General features: G+C 67.4%; 16 protein-coding genes. 10 read left to right on the top strand and 6 right to left on the bottom strand.

Annotated features, from left to right (window positions below; all coding sequences use genetic code 11):
- Positions 1-138 precede the first annotated feature (138 nt).
- On the bottom strand, positions 139-1,602 hold the full coding sequence (miaB, locus tag PV764_RS03960) for a tRNA (N6-isopentenyl adenosine(37)-C2)-methylthiotransferase MiaB (RefSeq protein ID WP_026070191.1): 1,464 nt from the start codon (positions 1,600-1,602) through the stop codon (positions 139-141).
- A gap of 119 nt (positions 1,603-1,721) precedes the next feature.
- Between miaB and PV764_RS03955 the strand changes: the two genes are divergently transcribed.
- The 6 genes from PV764_RS03955 (at position 1,722) to PV764_RS03930 (ending at position 6,876) form a co-directional block, all read left to right on the top strand.
- Positions 1,722-2,678 (top strand): lytic transglycosylase domain-containing protein, encoded by a 957-nt coding sequence (locus PV764_RS03955; protein ID WP_319623842.1) that lies wholly within the window; start codon positions 1,722-1,724, stop codon positions 2,676-2,678.
- A gap of 171 nt (positions 2,679-2,849) precedes the next feature.
- A complete protein-coding gene (gene petA / locus PV764_RS03950; protein WP_070426998.1) occupies positions 2,850-3,470 on the top strand; it encodes a ubiquinol-cytochrome c reductase iron-sulfur subunit in 621 nt (206 codons plus the stop codon).
- A 2-nt stretch (positions 3,471-3,472) separates the two neighbouring features.
- A complete protein-coding gene (locus tag PV764_RS03945) occupies positions 3,473-4,732 on the top strand; it encodes a cytochrome b (RefSeq protein ID WP_019186260.1) in 1,260 nt (419 codons plus the stop codon).
- A gap of 37 nt (positions 4,733-4,769) precedes the next feature.
- Positions 4,770-5,471 carry a cytochrome c1 gene (locus tag PV764_RS03940; protein WP_390328394.1) on the top strand — a complete coding sequence of 234 codons (702 nt, stop codon included), beginning with the start codon at positions 4,770-4,772 and terminating at the stop codon, positions 5,469-5,471.
- Between the two features lie 160 nt (positions 5,472-5,631).
- Positions 5,632-6,267 carry a glutathione S-transferase N-terminal domain-containing protein gene (locus tag PV764_RS03935; protein WP_019186262.1) on the top strand — a complete coding sequence of 212 codons (636 nt, stop codon included), beginning with the start codon at positions 5,632-5,634 and terminating at the stop codon, positions 6,265-6,267.
- 165 nt (positions 6,268-6,432) lie between these two features.
- A complete protein-coding gene (locus tag PV764_RS03930) occupies positions 6,433-6,876 on the top strand; it encodes a ClpXP protease specificity-enhancing factor (RefSeq protein ID WP_019186263.1) in 444 nt (147 codons plus the stop codon).
- Between the two features lie 232 nt (positions 6,877-7,108).
- On the opposite strand, the gene PV764_RS03925 is transcribed toward PV764_RS03930, so the two are convergent.
- From PV764_RS03925 to PV764_RS03910, 4 genes are all read right to left on the bottom strand, one after another.
- Entirely contained in the window at positions 7,109-7,465 is a 357-nt protein-coding gene (locus tag PV764_RS03925; RefSeq protein WP_046273727.1) for a DUF3301 domain-containing protein, read from the bottom strand.
- 84 nt (positions 7,466-7,549) lie between these two features.
- A complete protein-coding gene (locus tag PV764_RS03920; protein ID WP_046273719.1) occupies positions 7,550-8,665 on the bottom strand; it encodes a DUF2272 domain-containing protein in 1,116 nt (371 codons plus the stop codon).
- A gap of 95 nt (positions 8,666-8,760) precedes the next feature.
- Positions 8,761-9,618, bottom strand: coding sequence for a carboxylating nicotinate-nucleotide diphosphorylase (gene nadC / locus PV764_RS03915; RefSeq protein ID WP_046273718.1), 858 nt, complete (start codon positions 9,616-9,618; stop codon positions 8,761-8,763).
- Positions 9,615-9,884 carry a Trm112 family protein gene (locus PV764_RS03910; protein WP_019186189.1) on the bottom strand — a complete coding sequence of 90 codons (270 nt, stop codon included), beginning with the start codon at positions 9,882-9,884 and terminating at the stop codon, positions 9,615-9,617. Before PV764_RS03910 ends, nadC begins: the two co-directional genes overlap by 4 nt.
- Before the next feature lie 59 nt (positions 9,885-9,943).
- On the opposite strand from PV764_RS03910, the gene purE reads away from it, so the two are divergent.
- Together purE and PV764_RS03900 are read left to right on the top strand one after the other, a co-directional pair.
- Positions 9,944-10,447: a 5-(carboxyamino)imidazole ribonucleotide mutase gene (gene purE, locus PV764_RS03905; protein ID WP_019186188.1), complete on the top strand. Its 504-nt coding sequence runs from the start codon at positions 9,944-9,946 to the stop codon at positions 10,445-10,447.
- Positions 10,444-11,592 carry a 5-(carboxyamino)imidazole ribonucleotide synthase gene (locus tag PV764_RS03900; RefSeq protein WP_046273717.1) on the top strand — a complete coding sequence of 383 codons (1,149 nt, stop codon included), beginning with the start codon at positions 10,444-10,446 and terminating at the stop codon, positions 11,590-11,592. Before purE ends, PV764_RS03900 begins: the two co-directional genes overlap by 4 nt.
- 125 nt (positions 11,593-11,717) lie before the next feature.
- On the opposite strand, the gene PV764_RS03895 is transcribed toward PV764_RS03900, so the two are convergent.
- Positions 11,718-12,299 (bottom strand): superoxide dismutase, encoded by a 582-nt coding sequence (locus PV764_RS03895; RefSeq protein WP_019186186.1) that lies wholly within the window; start codon positions 12,297-12,299, stop codon positions 11,718-11,720.
- Positions 12,300-12,461: 162 nt separating this feature from the next.
- On the opposite strand from PV764_RS03895, the gene grxD reads away from it, so the two are divergent.
- Both grxD and PV764_RS03885 read left to right on the top strand, forming a co-directional pair.
- Positions 12,462-12,782 (top strand): Grx4 family monothiol glutaredoxin, encoded by a 321-nt coding sequence (gene grxD / locus PV764_RS03890; protein ID WP_019186185.1) that lies wholly within the window; start codon positions 12,462-12,464, stop codon positions 12,780-12,782.
- A complete protein-coding gene (locus PV764_RS03885; RefSeq protein WP_019186184.1) occupies positions 12,779-13,519 on the top strand; it encodes an SDR family NAD(P)-dependent oxidoreductase in 741 nt (246 codons plus the stop codon). Before grxD ends, PV764_RS03885 begins: the two co-directional genes overlap by 4 nt.
- The last annotated feature ends 4 nt before the right edge of the window (positions 13,520-13,523 follow it).

Raw genomic sequence — 13,523 nt, 5'->3', positions numbered from 1 at the left:
CCACATCGCCTGTGCAGTGCCGGTGCAGCAAGCTGTGGATAGCTGCGCGCAGCCCTAGTGCGGCAACGGGTCTGATGGCGTGATCAAAAAAGCATCACGCCGGGGGCGCGCCGTGGTCCGGCGCGCGCGATGCCTTGCTCAGTCCGCCGTCACCATCCGCGCGCGCAGCGAATTGCTGTACGCCTCGGTGATCACCACATCGACGAACTGGCCGACCAGGCGCGGGTGCCCCGGGAAATTCACCGAGCGCATGTTCTCGCTCTTGCCGGTCAGCTCGTTCGGGTTGCGCTTGGAGGGGCCTTCCACCAGCACGGTCTGCACGGTGCCGACCATCTTTTCGGAGATGGCCGCGGCCTGCTCGTTGATCCGGGCCTGCAGGCGCGACAGGCGCGCGTGCTTTTCCGCATCGGGGGTGGTGTCTTCCAGATCGGCAGCCGGCGTACCCGGGCGGCGCGAATAGATGAAGGAGAAACTCTGGTCGAAGCCCACGTCTTCGATCAGCTTCATGGTCTTTTCGAATTCGGCATCGGTCTCGCCCGGGAAGCCGACGATGAAGTCCGAGCTGATCGAGATGTCCGGGCGCACCGCGCGCAGCTTGCGGATCTTGGACTTGAATTCCAGCGCGGTATAGCCACGCTTCATCGCCGAGAGTACGCGGTCGCTGCCGGCCTGCACCGGCAGGTGCAGGAAGTTGGCCAGCTGCGGCACATCGCGGTAGGCATCGATCAGCGAGTCGCTGAACTCCAGCGGGTGCGAGGTGGTGAAGCGGATCCGGCCGACCCCGTCGATCTCGGCGATGGTGCGGATCAGCAGCCCGAGGTCGGCGAACTCGCCGTCGCCATACGGGCCACGGTAGGCGTTGACGTTCTGGCCGAGCAGGTTGATTTCCAGCACGCCCTGCGCGGCCAGCTGCGCCACTTCCACCACCACGTCCTCGAACGGGCGGCTGACCTCGGTGCCGCGGGTGTAGGGCACCACGCAGAACGAGCAGTACTTCGAGCAGCCTTCCATGATCGACACGAATGCGGAGGCCCCCTCGGCACGCGGCTCGGGCAGGGCGTCGAACTTCTCGATCTCCGGGAAGCTGATGTCCACCTGCGACCGGCCCGATTCCCGGCGCTGGCGGATCAGCTCCGGCAGGCGGTGCAGGGTCTGCGGGCCGAACACCAGGTCAACGTGCGGGGCACGCTTGATGATCGCTTCGCCTTCCTGCGAGGCCACGCAGCCGCCGACGCCGATGATCACGCCACGGCCGTTGTTCTTCAGCGCCTTCCAGTAACCGAGCTGGCTGAACACCTTCTCCTGGGCCTTCTCGCGGATGGAGCAGGTGTTCATCAACAACACGTCGGCCTCGGCCGGGTCGTCGGTGAGTTCCAGCCCTTCGGCGGCGGCGAGCACGTCGGCCATCTTGGTCGAGTCGTACTCGTTCATCTGGCAACCGTGGGTCTTGATGTACAGCTTGCCGCGCACCGGACCGTTCACCTGCGGCTTGGTGCCGGGCAGGGGGAGCAGGTCGGGGCGGGGGGCGGAGCTGGGCGGAGCGGAGGCAGGCAAGGCAGAACCGGCCGAAGTCGGCGCGGTCGAAGCTGGCGTCCCGGTCATGGCGCTTATTCCAGTCGGGTGGGCGGGCAGGCAGCCGGTTGGCTGCGGTGAGCAGGCCATTGTAGCCGGGTCGGGCGCCCCCCTTGGCAATCCCCGGGGAATTGGGGACACTCCCGCTCATGAAGGGGATGTTGGGGATCGCTGCGCTGGCCTTGGCTGCGCTGACCGCTATGCCGGCCAGTGCGGGCACCCTGTACAAGTGTGTTGGCAGCGACGGCATTCCCAGCTATGTGAGCAAGCGCGTGGCCGGGGCCAGCTGCAGTGTGATCAGCAGCTACCGGCCCGACCGCGGCGCGGCGCCTCGCCGGGCCGTGGCAGCGCCGCCCGCGCCGGCCCCGGCGGCCCCGATCGCCCGCGCGGCGCCAGCGCCGGCCCGGGCCGATACCGCCACCGCGGCGACCGCGATCAACCCGGCCCCGGCACCGTCCCCCGTCCCGGCCACGGTGCTGACCGCGCCCTCCGCCCCGGCGGCGGCTGGCAACAAGGCTGGAAAGGTCCGCAGTGGCCAGCTGTACGCCTATATGAAAGACGGCGTGCGCCATTACACCAGCGCACGCCCGAGTGGGGTCGCCAGCCTTGGCCAGGTCCGCACCATCCACTACAGCTTCATCGAGCGCTGCTACGCCTGTGGCGCCAACCCGGCGGTCAACTTCGGCTCGGTACGGCTCAACACCACGGCCTACCAGAGCGAGATCGCCGCTGCGGCCCGCGAGTTCGGGGTGGAAGAGGCGGTGGTCCGCGCGATCATCCATGCCGAATCGGCCTACAACCCGACCGCGCTCAGCCGGGCCGGCGCGCAGGGGCTGATGCAGCTGATGCCGCCAACCGCGCGCCGCTTCGGGGTCAGCGATTCCTTCGATGCCTCGCAGAACATCCGCGGCGGCGTGCAGTACCTGTCCTGGCTGCTCAAGCGCTTCAACGGCGATCTCACCCTGGCCGCGGCGGGCTACAACGCCGGCGAGGGCGCGGTCGACCGCCATGGTGGCGTGCCGCCTTACAGCGAGACCCAGTATTACGTGAAGCGGGTGGCTCTGTTGGCCGACCGCTACCGCGGCGCCGTGGCCAGCCATCAATGACCCATGGCGCCGGTGGTGCCTGATGCCGTACTGTCGGGGTAATGTCGTTCCGTAGGACCGCGTTGTGTGGCCGACTTCGGTTCAGCTACACTCGCGGCTGATTCAATGTGGACTGGCCCCCACCGGTCTGCTGGCAGCCTCAAGCTACCTAAATCAATATCGGAGTGCCGGATGGCCAACGATGGGGTAAACGATCCAGTCAACACTGGACGTCGGCGGTTTCTCTCAGCAACCACTGCGGTGGTCGGAGCGGTCGGCGTCGGATTTGCAGCGGTACCGTTCATCAAGTCCTGGAATCCCAGCGCCCGCGCCAAACTGGCCGGTGCCCCGGTGATTGCCGACATCAGTGCGCTCCAGGAAGGCCAGCGTCTGGTCATGGAGTGGCGTGGACAGCCGATCTGGATCGTCAAGCGCTCCAAGGCCATCCTCGATGCGCTGCACGGGCTGGACGGCCGCCTCAAGGATCCCGGATCGGGCGAGAAAGAACAGCAGCCCGAGTACGTGCTCAAGCAGAATCCCGAATTCCGCTCGATCAAGGCCGAGGTCTCGGTGCTGGTCGGGCTGTGCACCCATCTGGGCTGTTCGCCGGAAATGGTCGCCGAGATCCGCCCCGAGCCCTACGACCCCCAGTGGAAGGGAGGCTACTTCTGCCCCTGCCACAAGTCGCGCTTCGACATGTCCGGTCGCGTGTTCAAGGATGTTCCGGCACCGATCAACCTGCTGGTGCCGCCGCACCATTACCAGGACGACAACACCATCATCATCGGCGTTGATCCGCAGGGGGCGGCTTGATCATGGCCAATATCCTTTCCCGCACCGCCACCGGCGTCGCCGACTGGGTCAACGCACGCGCGCCGGGCCTGATGCCGGTCTACCGCAAGCACGTCACCGAGTACTACGCGCCGAAGAACTTCAACATCTGGTACTACTTCGGCTCGCTCGCGCTGCTGATACTGGTCAACCAGATCGTCACCGGCATCTTCCTGACGATGCACTACAAGACGAACGCGGCCGAAGCGTTCGCCTCCATCGAATACATCATGCGGGACGTGGAGTGGGGCTGGCTGATCCGCTACATGCACTCCACCGGTGCCTCGCTGTTCTTCATCGTGGTCTACCTGCACATGTTCCGCGGGCTGCTCTACGGCAGTTACCAGAAGCCGCGCGAGCTGGTCTGGATCCTCGGCATGCTGATCTACCTGGTGCTGATGGCCGAAGCCTTCATGGGCTACGTGCTGCCATGGGGCCAGATGTCGTTCTGGGGCGCGAAGGTGATCATCTCGCTGTTCGGCGCGATCCCGGTGATCGGCACCGGCCTGACCGAATGGATCATGGGCGACTACCTGCCCAGCGACGCCACCCTCAACCGCTTCTTCGCCCTGCACGTGATCGCCCTGCCGCTGGTGCTGTTGCTGCTGGTGGTGCTGCACCTGGGCGCGCTGCACGAGGTGGGCTCCAACAACCCGGACGGCGTGGAGATCAAGAAGGGACCGAAGGGCAACCGCTGGTCGGCCATCGCGCCTACCGACGGCATCCCCTTCCACCCGTACTACACGCTCAAGGATGCGGTCGGCGCCGGCTTCCTGCTGATCATCGCCGCCTTCATCATCTTCTTCGCGCCGGCCTTCGGCGGCCTGTTCCTGGAGCACGACAACTTCACCGAGGCCAACCGCCTGGTGACACCCGAGCACATCAAGCCGGTCTGGTACTACACCCCGTACTACGCGATGTTGCGCGTGGTGCCCAACAAGCTCGGCGGCGTGATCGTGATGTTCTCGGCGATCGCCATCCTGTTCCTGGTGCCGTGGCTGGATCGCGCGCGGGTGAAGTCCTACCGCTACCGCGGCCTGCTCTCGCGCGGTCTGCTGGGCATGTTCGCGGTGTGCTTCGTGTGGCTGGGCGTGATCGGCTCCGGCCCGGGTACGGATGCGCACGAGACCTACATCGGACGCGTGCTGACCTTCCTGTACTTCGCCTTCTTCATCACCATGCCGCTATGGACCAAGCTGGACAGGACCAAGCCGGTACCGGACCGGGTGACCACGCATGACTGACCACTGGATTGTCCGGCTGGCCTGCGCGGCCGCCCTGATGCTCGGTGTCGCGGTGGCCGATGCCGCCGAGGGCGCCAAGACCCTGCAGGCCGGCAACGACCTCAGCGACCGTGCGTCGCTGCAGCGTGGTGCACAGCTCTACATGAACTACTGCTCGGGCTGCCACGCGCTGAAGTACCTGCGGTACTCGCGCATGGCCGCCGATCTCGGGCTGAGCGAAGAAGAGGTCATGAACAACCTCAACTTCACCGGTACACCGGTCGGTGAGCCGATCCCGGTGACGATGCCCAAGGCGCAGGCGGAAAAGTGGTTCGGCAAGATGCCGCCGGACCTGAGCCTGATCTCGCGGGTGCGGGGCAGTGACTGGGTCTACACCTACCTCAAGTCGTTCTACCTCGATCCCACGCGTCCGCTGGGGTGGAACAACACCGTGTTCCCGAATGCCTCCATGCCCAACCCGCTGTGGGAAATGCAGGGGCTCCAGCACGCCGTGCACGGCAAGCCGGAGAACCCCGGCGAAGACCCGCCGGTGGTCGGCCTGAAGATCGAACAGCCCGGCAACATCGATGCCGGCCAATACGATCAGGCGGTGCGCGACATCACCAATTTCCTGGAGTATGCCGGTGAGCCGGCCGCCCTGAAGCGGCAGAAGCTGGGGGTATGGGTGATCCTGTTCCTGGCGCTGCTGACCTTCCTGGCCTATCTGCTCAAGAAGGAATACTGGAAGGACGTCCACTGAGCGGTCGGGCGCCTTCCCGCGGCGATCGTTCCCCACGTGGGACGATCGACCTATTGGCTTTTGTGATGTGCGGTTGCACACTCGGGTACTGTGACGACCGTCAGCAATGGGCTGGCGGCGCCGATACGACCGGCGGTTACCGGACGTTGGAGAGCCTTTGATGGCGGCGAGCGTACGCATGCGGAATACCCTGACGCTGTTTTCCTCGAACGACGATGTCCTGTGCCATCGCGTACGGCTGGTACTGGCGGCCAAGGGCGTCACTTATGACTCCGTGCCGGTCGACCCGCAGAACCCGCCCGAAGATCTCATCGATCTCAATCCGTATCACTCCGTGCCCACCCTGGTGGAACGCGAGCTGGTGCTGTACGCGGCCTCGGTGGTCAGCGAGTACCTGGACGAGCGCTATCCGCACCCGCCGCTGATGCCGGTCGATCCGCTCTCGCGGGCCCGCATCCGCCTGGCGATGCTGCGCATCGAACACGACTGGGTGCCGCAGGTACAGGCCATCCAGCTGGGCAACAAGACCCAGGCCGAGGCCGGGCGCAAACGTCTCAAGGAACTGCTGACCAGCGCGGTGCCGCTGTTCAAGGCCAGCAAGTTCTTCCTCAATCCGGAAATGAGCCTGGCCGACTGCGCGATGGCGCCGATCATCTGGCGGCTGCAGGCGCTGGACGTGCCGTTGCCGAAGGATGGCAAATCGATCGAAGACTACGGCAACCGCATTTTCCGGCACCCGGGCTTCATCCGCAGCCTGACCGATCAGGAAAAGAAGCTGCGCGATCTGCCGGTCTGATTTGCCGGTCTGATCGGCAGGGGCGAGTGCCGCGTGCGGCACGGCTGTACTGAACGAAATCGCGGTGCCGGTACGCGCCATGGCTGACCTGCGGGTGGGCGGGCGCGTACACTTGCATCAGGCAATCCGGATCAAGAGCAGCCGAGCACGGCTCGGCTCTACCACATGACAGAAGACACTTTTCGCATGACCAGCCACCGCCCGTACCTGTTGCGGGCCCTGGTGGAATGGATCAATGACAACGACCTGACGCCGCACATCCTGGTCGACGCCGGCATGCCCGGCGTGCAGGTTCCGCAGAGCGCGGTCAAGGACGGTCGCGTCGTGCTGAACATCGCCGAGCGCGCCGTGGTACGCCTGCATATCGACAATGAGAGCGTGAGCTTCTCGGCCCGTTTCTCCGGCACCAGTTACCCGGTGCAGGTGCCGATCTCGGCCGTGCTGGCGGTGTACGCCCGCGAGACCGGGCAGGGCATGGCGCTGCCCGATGACATCCCTGGCCATGAGCCGGGCCCGGACGACGAGCTGCCGCCGGACGATTCACCGACCCCGCCGGACGACGCACCGCCCAAGCCCAGCGGTCGCCCGCATCTGCGGGTGGTCAAATAAGACACACGATGGCCGCCGCAAGGCGGCCATTTTCATGGGTAGAGCCGACCGTTGGTCGGCTGCTCTCCGCGCCCATCAACGGCAACGACCCGGTAGAGCCGACCGTTGGTCGGCTGCTCTCCACGCCCATTGACGGCGACGGCCTAGTAGAGCCGACCGTTGGTCGGCTGCTCTCCACGCCCATTGACGGCGACGGCCAACCGCAGCCGACCAACGGTCGGCCCTACCGGGGTCAGACGTCTTCGGCGTCGCGGGTATCGATGTCGCGCCGGATCTCGCTGATCCGCGCCGCCGACGGCCCCACGAAGGTGATCAGCTGATCGCCGCGCAGCACCATGCGCCCGCTGTGGCGGGCCACGCCATCGTGCGAGTACTCGAACTTGAAGGTGCGCTCCCAGCCCAGCCAGCCATTGTCCTTGCGGCATACGCGCAGGCCGGTGGCATGCACGCTCTGGTCCAGCCACTGCACGTCGGCTGCGCGGCAGGCGTTGCGCCCGAGCACGCCGGCGCGTTCGGCGGCGGCACGCGAGGAATTCCAGAAGGCGTAGGCGAACGCGCCGGCAATCATCAACAGGATCAAACTGGGCATCGGTGACTCGGCGCGGTCAGGGAGGTCGGTCATCCCAAGATGGCGACGAACGCGGCGCGGATCAAGCCATGCGCCTGATCATGATCAGGGTGTGCGGGGTGGCGGGACCGGAAGGGGCGTTGGCGTTGGCGTTGGAGTTCGAGTTGGATTGGAATTCGGATCCGCGTTCGGGACCGGCGGGCGGGGCGGCACCACGGTGGGGGCCCGCATCGGTGACTGGGAAGCCGGCGATGCCATCGGCGGTGCCGTGGCACCAGTACCGGCAGCGGGCGGGGTCACCGGGTCCGGGGTGACCGTCGGCAACGGCGCGGGCGCGGTGGCCACCAGTTTCAGCAGGGCGGCCCAATCCTGGCGATTGAAGCTGCACTCCTCTTCGCGGCCGGGCGTGCAGCCCAGGTCCATGCCGTCGCTCGCCGTGGCTTTGGCCGGCGGCAGCTCGATCCGGCCACTGCGGTCCAGCGAGAGCTTGCGCATCGCCACGGTGTTCATGACGTTGCCGCCGATCAGATACAGCGTGCGGTCACCGCCCATGTTGGCCGCGATGACCACTTCGCAGTGCGATTTCCAGTGCGTGACCGAGCCGTTGGACAGCGACTGGACCAGGCCGCTGTAGCTCAGCGTTTCGCGCCGGTCGCGGAGGTAGCACAGCAGGTCGCCGGGCGCAGGCTTCTCCTGCGCGGGATCGGCCATGCGGTACGGACCACTGTTCTGGAAGGCGGCCCGGATATAGTCGATGTGTCGGGGCGAACGGGTAAAGCCGGGTACCGAGGCGCGGGTCATCACCCATGAGATGAAGGCCGCCGACCATGGGTTGTCGATCAGGAAAGCACGGCAATCGGTATCGGTATAGCGCGTACCCGGCGGGGCCATGCAGCTCGATGCGCCGGGTTGGCTCCCCATCGGCGACAACGTGCCGCTCTGCCGCCAGTAGCCGACCACGCGCTGCCAGGCGACCAGGCCGTTGTCGGCCAGGTGGACGTCCTCGGCTTCAGTGACGCTCAGGCTGGCCGCGCGTCCATCGCGGTCGATGAAGGGCCGATACCAGAGGCGATGTTCAGTGCAGGCAGTCCGGACGATGTTGATCGCCACCGGGCTGAGCCCGAAGCGCGGTGGCACATCGCAGACCTCGGCTGCGGATGCCTGGAGCGGCAGCAGCGCGAGCAGGGGAGACAGGCAGGCGAGAAGCGGCAGGCAGCGCATGCGTGCAATCCAGATGGGGGCAGACGCAGCCTCGCAGACCGCATCTGCCCATACCGTGAAAGCGGGGAGGCATCGCCCGCGGATCGGCACGCGCTTCAGCCGGGGGGCGGGCCCAGTTTCAACGACAGGTCGATCGCCTGCACGTGCTTGGTCAACCCACCGATCGAGACGCAGTCCACGCCGTCCTCGGCGATCGCGCGCAGCCCGTCCAGGCCGACGCTGCCGGAGACTTCCAATGGAATCCGCCCGGCCGCGATGCGCACGGCCTCGCGCCGGGTGGCGGCATCGAAGTCATCGATCAGGATGCGGGTGCAGCCCACCTCCAGCGCCTCGCGCAGCTGGTCCAGGTCTTCAACCTCGACCACCAGCGGCAACGCCGGCCACTGCAGGCGCGCTGCCTGCACCGCCGCGGTCAGCGAGCCGGCGGCGCGGATGTGGTTTTCCTTGAGCATGACCGTGTCGAACAGGCCCAGGCGGTGGTTGTCACCGCCGCCACAGCGCACCGCGTACTTCTGCGCGACGCGCAGCCCGGGCAGCGTCTTGCGGGTGTCCAGGATCCGCGCGCCGGTGCCGGCCACCGCCGCGACGTACTGCGCGGTGGTGGTCGCCGTGCCCGACAGGGTCTGCAGGAAATTCAGCGAAGTGCGTTCGGCGCTCACCAGGCTGCGGTTGCGGCCCTGCAGGAGGGCCAGCACGGTGCCGGCGGCGACACGGTCGCCCTCGGCCACGTGCCAGTCGATCCGCACCTGCGGATCCAGCGCCCTGTGGGTCGCATCGAACCAGGGGCGGCCGGCGATCACCGCGTCCTGCTTGCACAGCAGGTAGGCAGTATCGGGGCGGTCCGGGAGCAGGGCGGCGGTGACATCACCGCTGCCGATGTCCTCGGCCAGTGCACGGGCCACATCGGCGGCCACCAGGGCGGCCTCGGGGGCCGGCACGGGGAGGTGGCTCATTTTTCCGGGAAATCGGCGATCTGGGCGGTGGCAATGGCCTCTTCGGCCAGCAGCACCGGGATGCCATCGTCCACGCGGAACACCTGCTTGCGGTCGCGGGTCAGCAGGGCCTCGCGCAGCGTCTGCGCCTGCGGGCTGCCATCGGCCTTGAGCACGGCGCCGCTGCCGATCGCGCGGTTGAGCGCGTCCAGGCCGGTGGCATCGAGCAGGGACAGGGGCTGGCGCGTATCGGGCGAGCACAGGAGGTCGAGCAGCTTGCGATCCATGGATTCTTCGTCTTGCGTGGAAGACGGCTAGAATACGTCTTTAAGGCAGGTGACGGCCAATGACCCTCAACCAAACCGCGCCGCTCGTCGGCATCGTCATGGGTTCCCGCTCGGATTGGGAAACCATGCAGCACGCCGCCCAGAAGCTGGATTCGCTGGGTGTTCCCTATGAAGTGAAAGTGGTCTCGGCGCACCGCACGCCGGACGTGCTGTTCACCTACGCCGAGCAGGCGGGCCAGCGTGGCCTGCGCGCGATCATCGCCGGTGCTGGCGGGGCCGCGCACCTGCCGGGCATGATCGCCGCCAAGACCGCCGTGCCGGTGCTGGGCGTGCCGGTGCAGTCCAAGGCCCTGAACGGCATGGATTCGCTGCTCTCGATCGTGCAGATGCCGGCCGGCATCCCGGTCGCCACCTTCGCCATCGGCAACGCCGGCGCCTCCAACGCGGCGCTGTTCGCCGCGGCGATGCTGGCCTCGGACCAGCCGGCGATCGGCGAGGCGCTGGAGGCCTTCCGCGCCCGCCAGACCGAAGACGTCATGGCCCACGACGACCCGCGTCAATGAGCGTCAGGACCGTTGGCATTCTGGGCGGCGGTCAGCTGGCCCGCATGATGGTCCTGGCCGGTGCGCCGATGGGGCTGCGCTTCGAGCTGTTCGACCCCGCCACCGATGCCTGTGGCGGCCAGGTCGCGCCACTGCAGGTGGCCGCGTTCGAGGATGAGGCGGCCCTGGCCGCGTTCGCCGCCCGCGTGGACGTGGTGACCTTCGATTTCGAGAACGTGCCGGCGCGCAGCGCCAAGTTCCTGGCCGAGCGCGTGCCGGTGCATCCCCATCCGGATGCGCTGGCCGTGGCCCAGGACCGGCTCAGCGAGAAGACCCTGTTCCAGTCGCTGGGCATCCCGCTGCCAGCCTTCGCCGATATCCGCAGCCGTGACGAACTGGCCGCCAAGGTCGCCGAGTTCGGCATGCCCTGCATCATCAAGACCCGCCGCCTGGGCTATGACGGCAAGGGCCAGTTCCGGATCCGCAGCGCCGCCGATATCGACGCGGCCTGGGACACCCTCGGCAGCCAGGTCGACAAGACCGGGTTGATCCTGGAGGGTTTCGTCGCCTTTGATCGCGAGGTCAGCGTGGTGGCGGTACGGGCGCAGGATGGCGAGTTCCGCGCCTGGCCGATCACCGGCAACTGGCACGTCAACGGCGTGCTCTCGGCCAGTCTGGCCCCGGCGCAGCTGTCAGCGGCGCAGCACGAGGCGGCCATCGGCTACGCGCGCACCCTGGCCGAGCGGCTGGACTATGTCGGCGTGTTCGCGCTGGAGCTGTTCTGCCGTGGCGATGAGCTGCTGGCCAACGAGATGGCCCCGCGCGTGCACAACTCCGGCCATTGGACCATCGAAGGCAGCGAGACCTCGCAGTTCGAAAACCACCTGCGCGCCGTGCTGGGCCTGCCGCTGGGCGATACGCGCATGCTGGGTCATGCCTGCATGCTCAACTGGATCGGGCAGATGCCGGAGGCCAACGCCGTGCTCGCCCAGGCCAGCGGCCATTGGCACGATTACGGCAAGCAGGCCCGGGAGGGGCGCAAGGTTGGCCATGCCACGCTGCGTGATGACGATGCGGCGGTGCTGGCCGATGCATTGGAACGTGTCGGTGGGCAGCTTGATCGCGGCGAGCAGGTCGCGCCGGTGATCGAGATCCTGCGCGGTTAAAGGTCCTGTAGTGCCGGCCGCTGGCCGGCGCTGGCGGTGCAAGGTACAAGGGGAGCCGGCCAGCGGCCGGCACTACCTGCCAGGGTGACCGGGACGCACGACCAACGGCCGTGCGCTGCCGGGCATCAGTCGCGCAGCTGCGCGGTAACGAAGTCCCAGTTCACCAGTTTCCAGAACGCCTCCAGATAGCGCGCGCGCTCATTCTGGTAGTCGGTGTAATACGCGTGCTCCCACACATCGCAGGCCAGCAGCGGGGTGCTCTCGCCGGTCAGCGGCGTGCCCGCATTGCGCGTCACCTGGATCGCCAGCGCGCCGTTGGGATGCTGTACCAGCCACACCCAGCCTGAGCCGAACAGGCTCAACGCCGCCCGGTCGAACGCCTCGCGCAGCCGTTTGGCATCGCCGAAATGACGGGTCACCAGTTCGCCCAGCCGACCCTGCGGCTCGCCACCGGCGCGCGGGTGCAGGCAGTGGAAATAGAACTGGTGGTTCCAGGCCTGGGCCGCGGCATCGAACAGGCTGCCCTGGCTCTGGCGGACGATGTCCTCCAGCGGCAGCTCGGCCAGTTCCGTGCCTTCGATACGTGCGTTGACCGTGTCCAGATAGCCGCGCAGGTGCCGCCCGTGATGCAGGTCCAGCGTCTGCGCCGACAGGTGGGGTTGCAGGGCAGTGCGGTCGTAGGGGAGGCGAGGCAGTTCGAGGGGCATGGGCACGACAGATTGGGAAGGGAAAGCGGCGCGCGATCGCGGATCGGCAACAGTGTGGCCGATGGCAGGGTGCCCACCACGCGAAGGTAGGGCATACAATGGCGGCCAGGGAAGTCTATCCGACCGGTGAGGCCGGGTTGTCCCATTGGAGGGAGAGTCGTTGTGGCGGTGATGCAGCAGATCCAGTCCGAAGTCGAACGTTACCCCCTCGTGTTGTTCATGAAGGGCACTCCGCAATATCCCATGTGCGGCTTTTCCAGCCGTGCCATCCAGGCATTGATGGCCGCCGGCGCGATCGCGCTGCGCACGGTCAATGTGCTGGAAGAACCCGAGATCCGCGCCAACCTGCCGCGCTTCTCCAACCTGCCGACCTTCCCGCAGCTGTTCATCCACGGCGAGCTGATCGGTGGCTGCGACATCGTGCTGGAGCTGTTCGAATCCGGCGAGCTCAAGCGGATCGTCGAAGAGGCCTCCCAGCCGTGAGCGCGGTCCCGTCCGTGGTGGTCGGGACCGGATCGCTCGCCGATCGCGTCATTCTCATCGCCGGGGCCGGGGGAGGCTTTGGCAGCGCCGTGGCCGTGGCCTGCGCGCAGGCCGGGGCAACCGTGGTCCTGCTGGGGCGCAAACCGCGCCGCCTGGACCGGGTCTATGCCGCCGTCGAGGCGGCCGGTCCCGAGCCGCTGCTGTATCCGCTGGATCTGGAAGGGGCTACCCCCGACGATTACGCGACCCTGGCCGAGCGCCTGCAATCCGAACTTGGCCACCTGGATGGGGTGCTCTACTGCGCGGCCGATTTCGCCGGGCTGACCCCGTTCGAGCTGGCTGACCCGGCCGCCTTCGCCCGCGCCGTGCACGTGAACCTGACCGCGCCGGCCTGGCTGGCCCAGGCCTGCCTGCCGCTGCTGCGCCAGAGCGACGATGCCGCGCTGGTGTTCACCGTGGACGACCCGGCGCGGGTGGGGCAGGCCTATTGGGGGGGCTACGGCGCCGCCCAGCACGGCCTGCGTGGGCTGATCGCCTCGCTGCATGACGAACTCGGCCGCAGCCCGGTCCGGGTCAGTGGCCTGCAGCCGGGCCCGATGCGCACGGCCCTGCGCGCGCGTGCGTTCTCGCTGGATGAGGACCGCACCGCCCGTGACCCGGCCGAGTGTGCCGCCGCCGCGGTCCTGCTGTTGTCCGCTGCCGGCGCGGCGTATCGCGGCCAGATTCTCGACGCCTGAGCGC

Source organism: Stenotrophomonas sp. AS1 (genome assembly GCF_048957655.1).
Classification (GTDB): Bacteria; Pseudomonadota; Gammaproteobacteria; order Xanthomonadales; family Xanthomonadaceae; genus Stenotrophomonas; species Stenotrophomonas bentonitica_A.
Note: the sequence above shows the minus strand (reverse complement) of the source record. Positions and strands in the feature narration are given on the sequence as shown.

What these genes read in the sequence shown, in the direction of transcription:
- miaB (WP_026070191.1), bottom strand. Translation starts at nt 1,602, where the DNA reads ATGACCGGGACGCCAGCTTCGACCGCGCCGACTTCGGCCGGTTCTGCC.
- PV764_RS03955 (WP_319623842.1), top strand. Translation starts at nt 1,722, where the DNA reads ATGAAGGGGATGTTGGGGATCGCTGCGCTGGCCTTGGCTGCGCTGACC.
- petA (WP_070426998.1), top strand. Translation starts at nt 2,850, where the DNA reads ATGGCCAACGATGGGGTAAACGATCCAGTCAACACTGGACGTCGGCGG.
- PV764_RS03945 (WP_019186260.1), top strand. Translation starts at nt 3,473, where the DNA reads ATGGCCAATATCCTTTCCCGCACCGCCACCGGCGTCGCCGACTGGGTC.
- PV764_RS03940 (WP_390328394.1), top strand. Translation starts at nt 4,770, where the DNA reads ATGCTCGGTGTCGCGGTGGCCGATGCCGCCGAGGGCGCCAAGACCCTG.
- PV764_RS03935 (WP_019186262.1), top strand. Translation starts at nt 5,632, where the DNA reads ATGGCGGCGAGCGTACGCATGCGGAATACCCTGACGCTGTTTTCCTCG.
- PV764_RS03930 (WP_019186263.1), top strand. Translation starts at nt 6,433, where the DNA reads ATGACAGAAGACACTTTTCGCATGACCAGCCACCGCCCGTACCTGTTG.
- PV764_RS03925 (WP_046273727.1), bottom strand. Translation starts at nt 7,465, where the DNA reads ATGCCCAGTTTGATCCTGTTGATGATTGCCGGCGCGTTCGCCTACGCC.
- PV764_RS03920 (WP_046273719.1), bottom strand. Translation starts at nt 8,665, where the DNA reads ATGCGCTGCCTGCCGCTTCTCGCCTGCCTGTCTCCCCTGCTCGCGCTG.
- nadC (WP_046273718.1), bottom strand. Translation starts at nt 9,618, where the DNA reads ATGAGCCACCTCCCCGTGCCGGCCCCCGAGGCCGCCCTGGTGGCCGCC.
- PV764_RS03910 (WP_019186189.1), bottom strand. Translation starts at nt 9,884, where the DNA reads ATGGATCGCAAGCTGCTCGACCTCCTGTGCTCGCCCGATACGCGCCAG.
- purE (WP_019186188.1), top strand. Translation starts at nt 9,944, where the DNA reads ATGACCCTCAACCAAACCGCGCCGCTCGTCGGCATCGTCATGGGTTCC.
- PV764_RS03900 (WP_046273717.1), top strand. Translation starts at nt 10,444, where the DNA reads ATGAGCGTCAGGACCGTTGGCATTCTGGGCGGCGGTCAGCTGGCCCGC.
- PV764_RS03895 (WP_019186186.1), bottom strand. Translation starts at nt 12,299, where the DNA reads ATGCCCCTCGAACTGCCTCGCCTCCCCTACGACCGCACTGCCCTGCAA.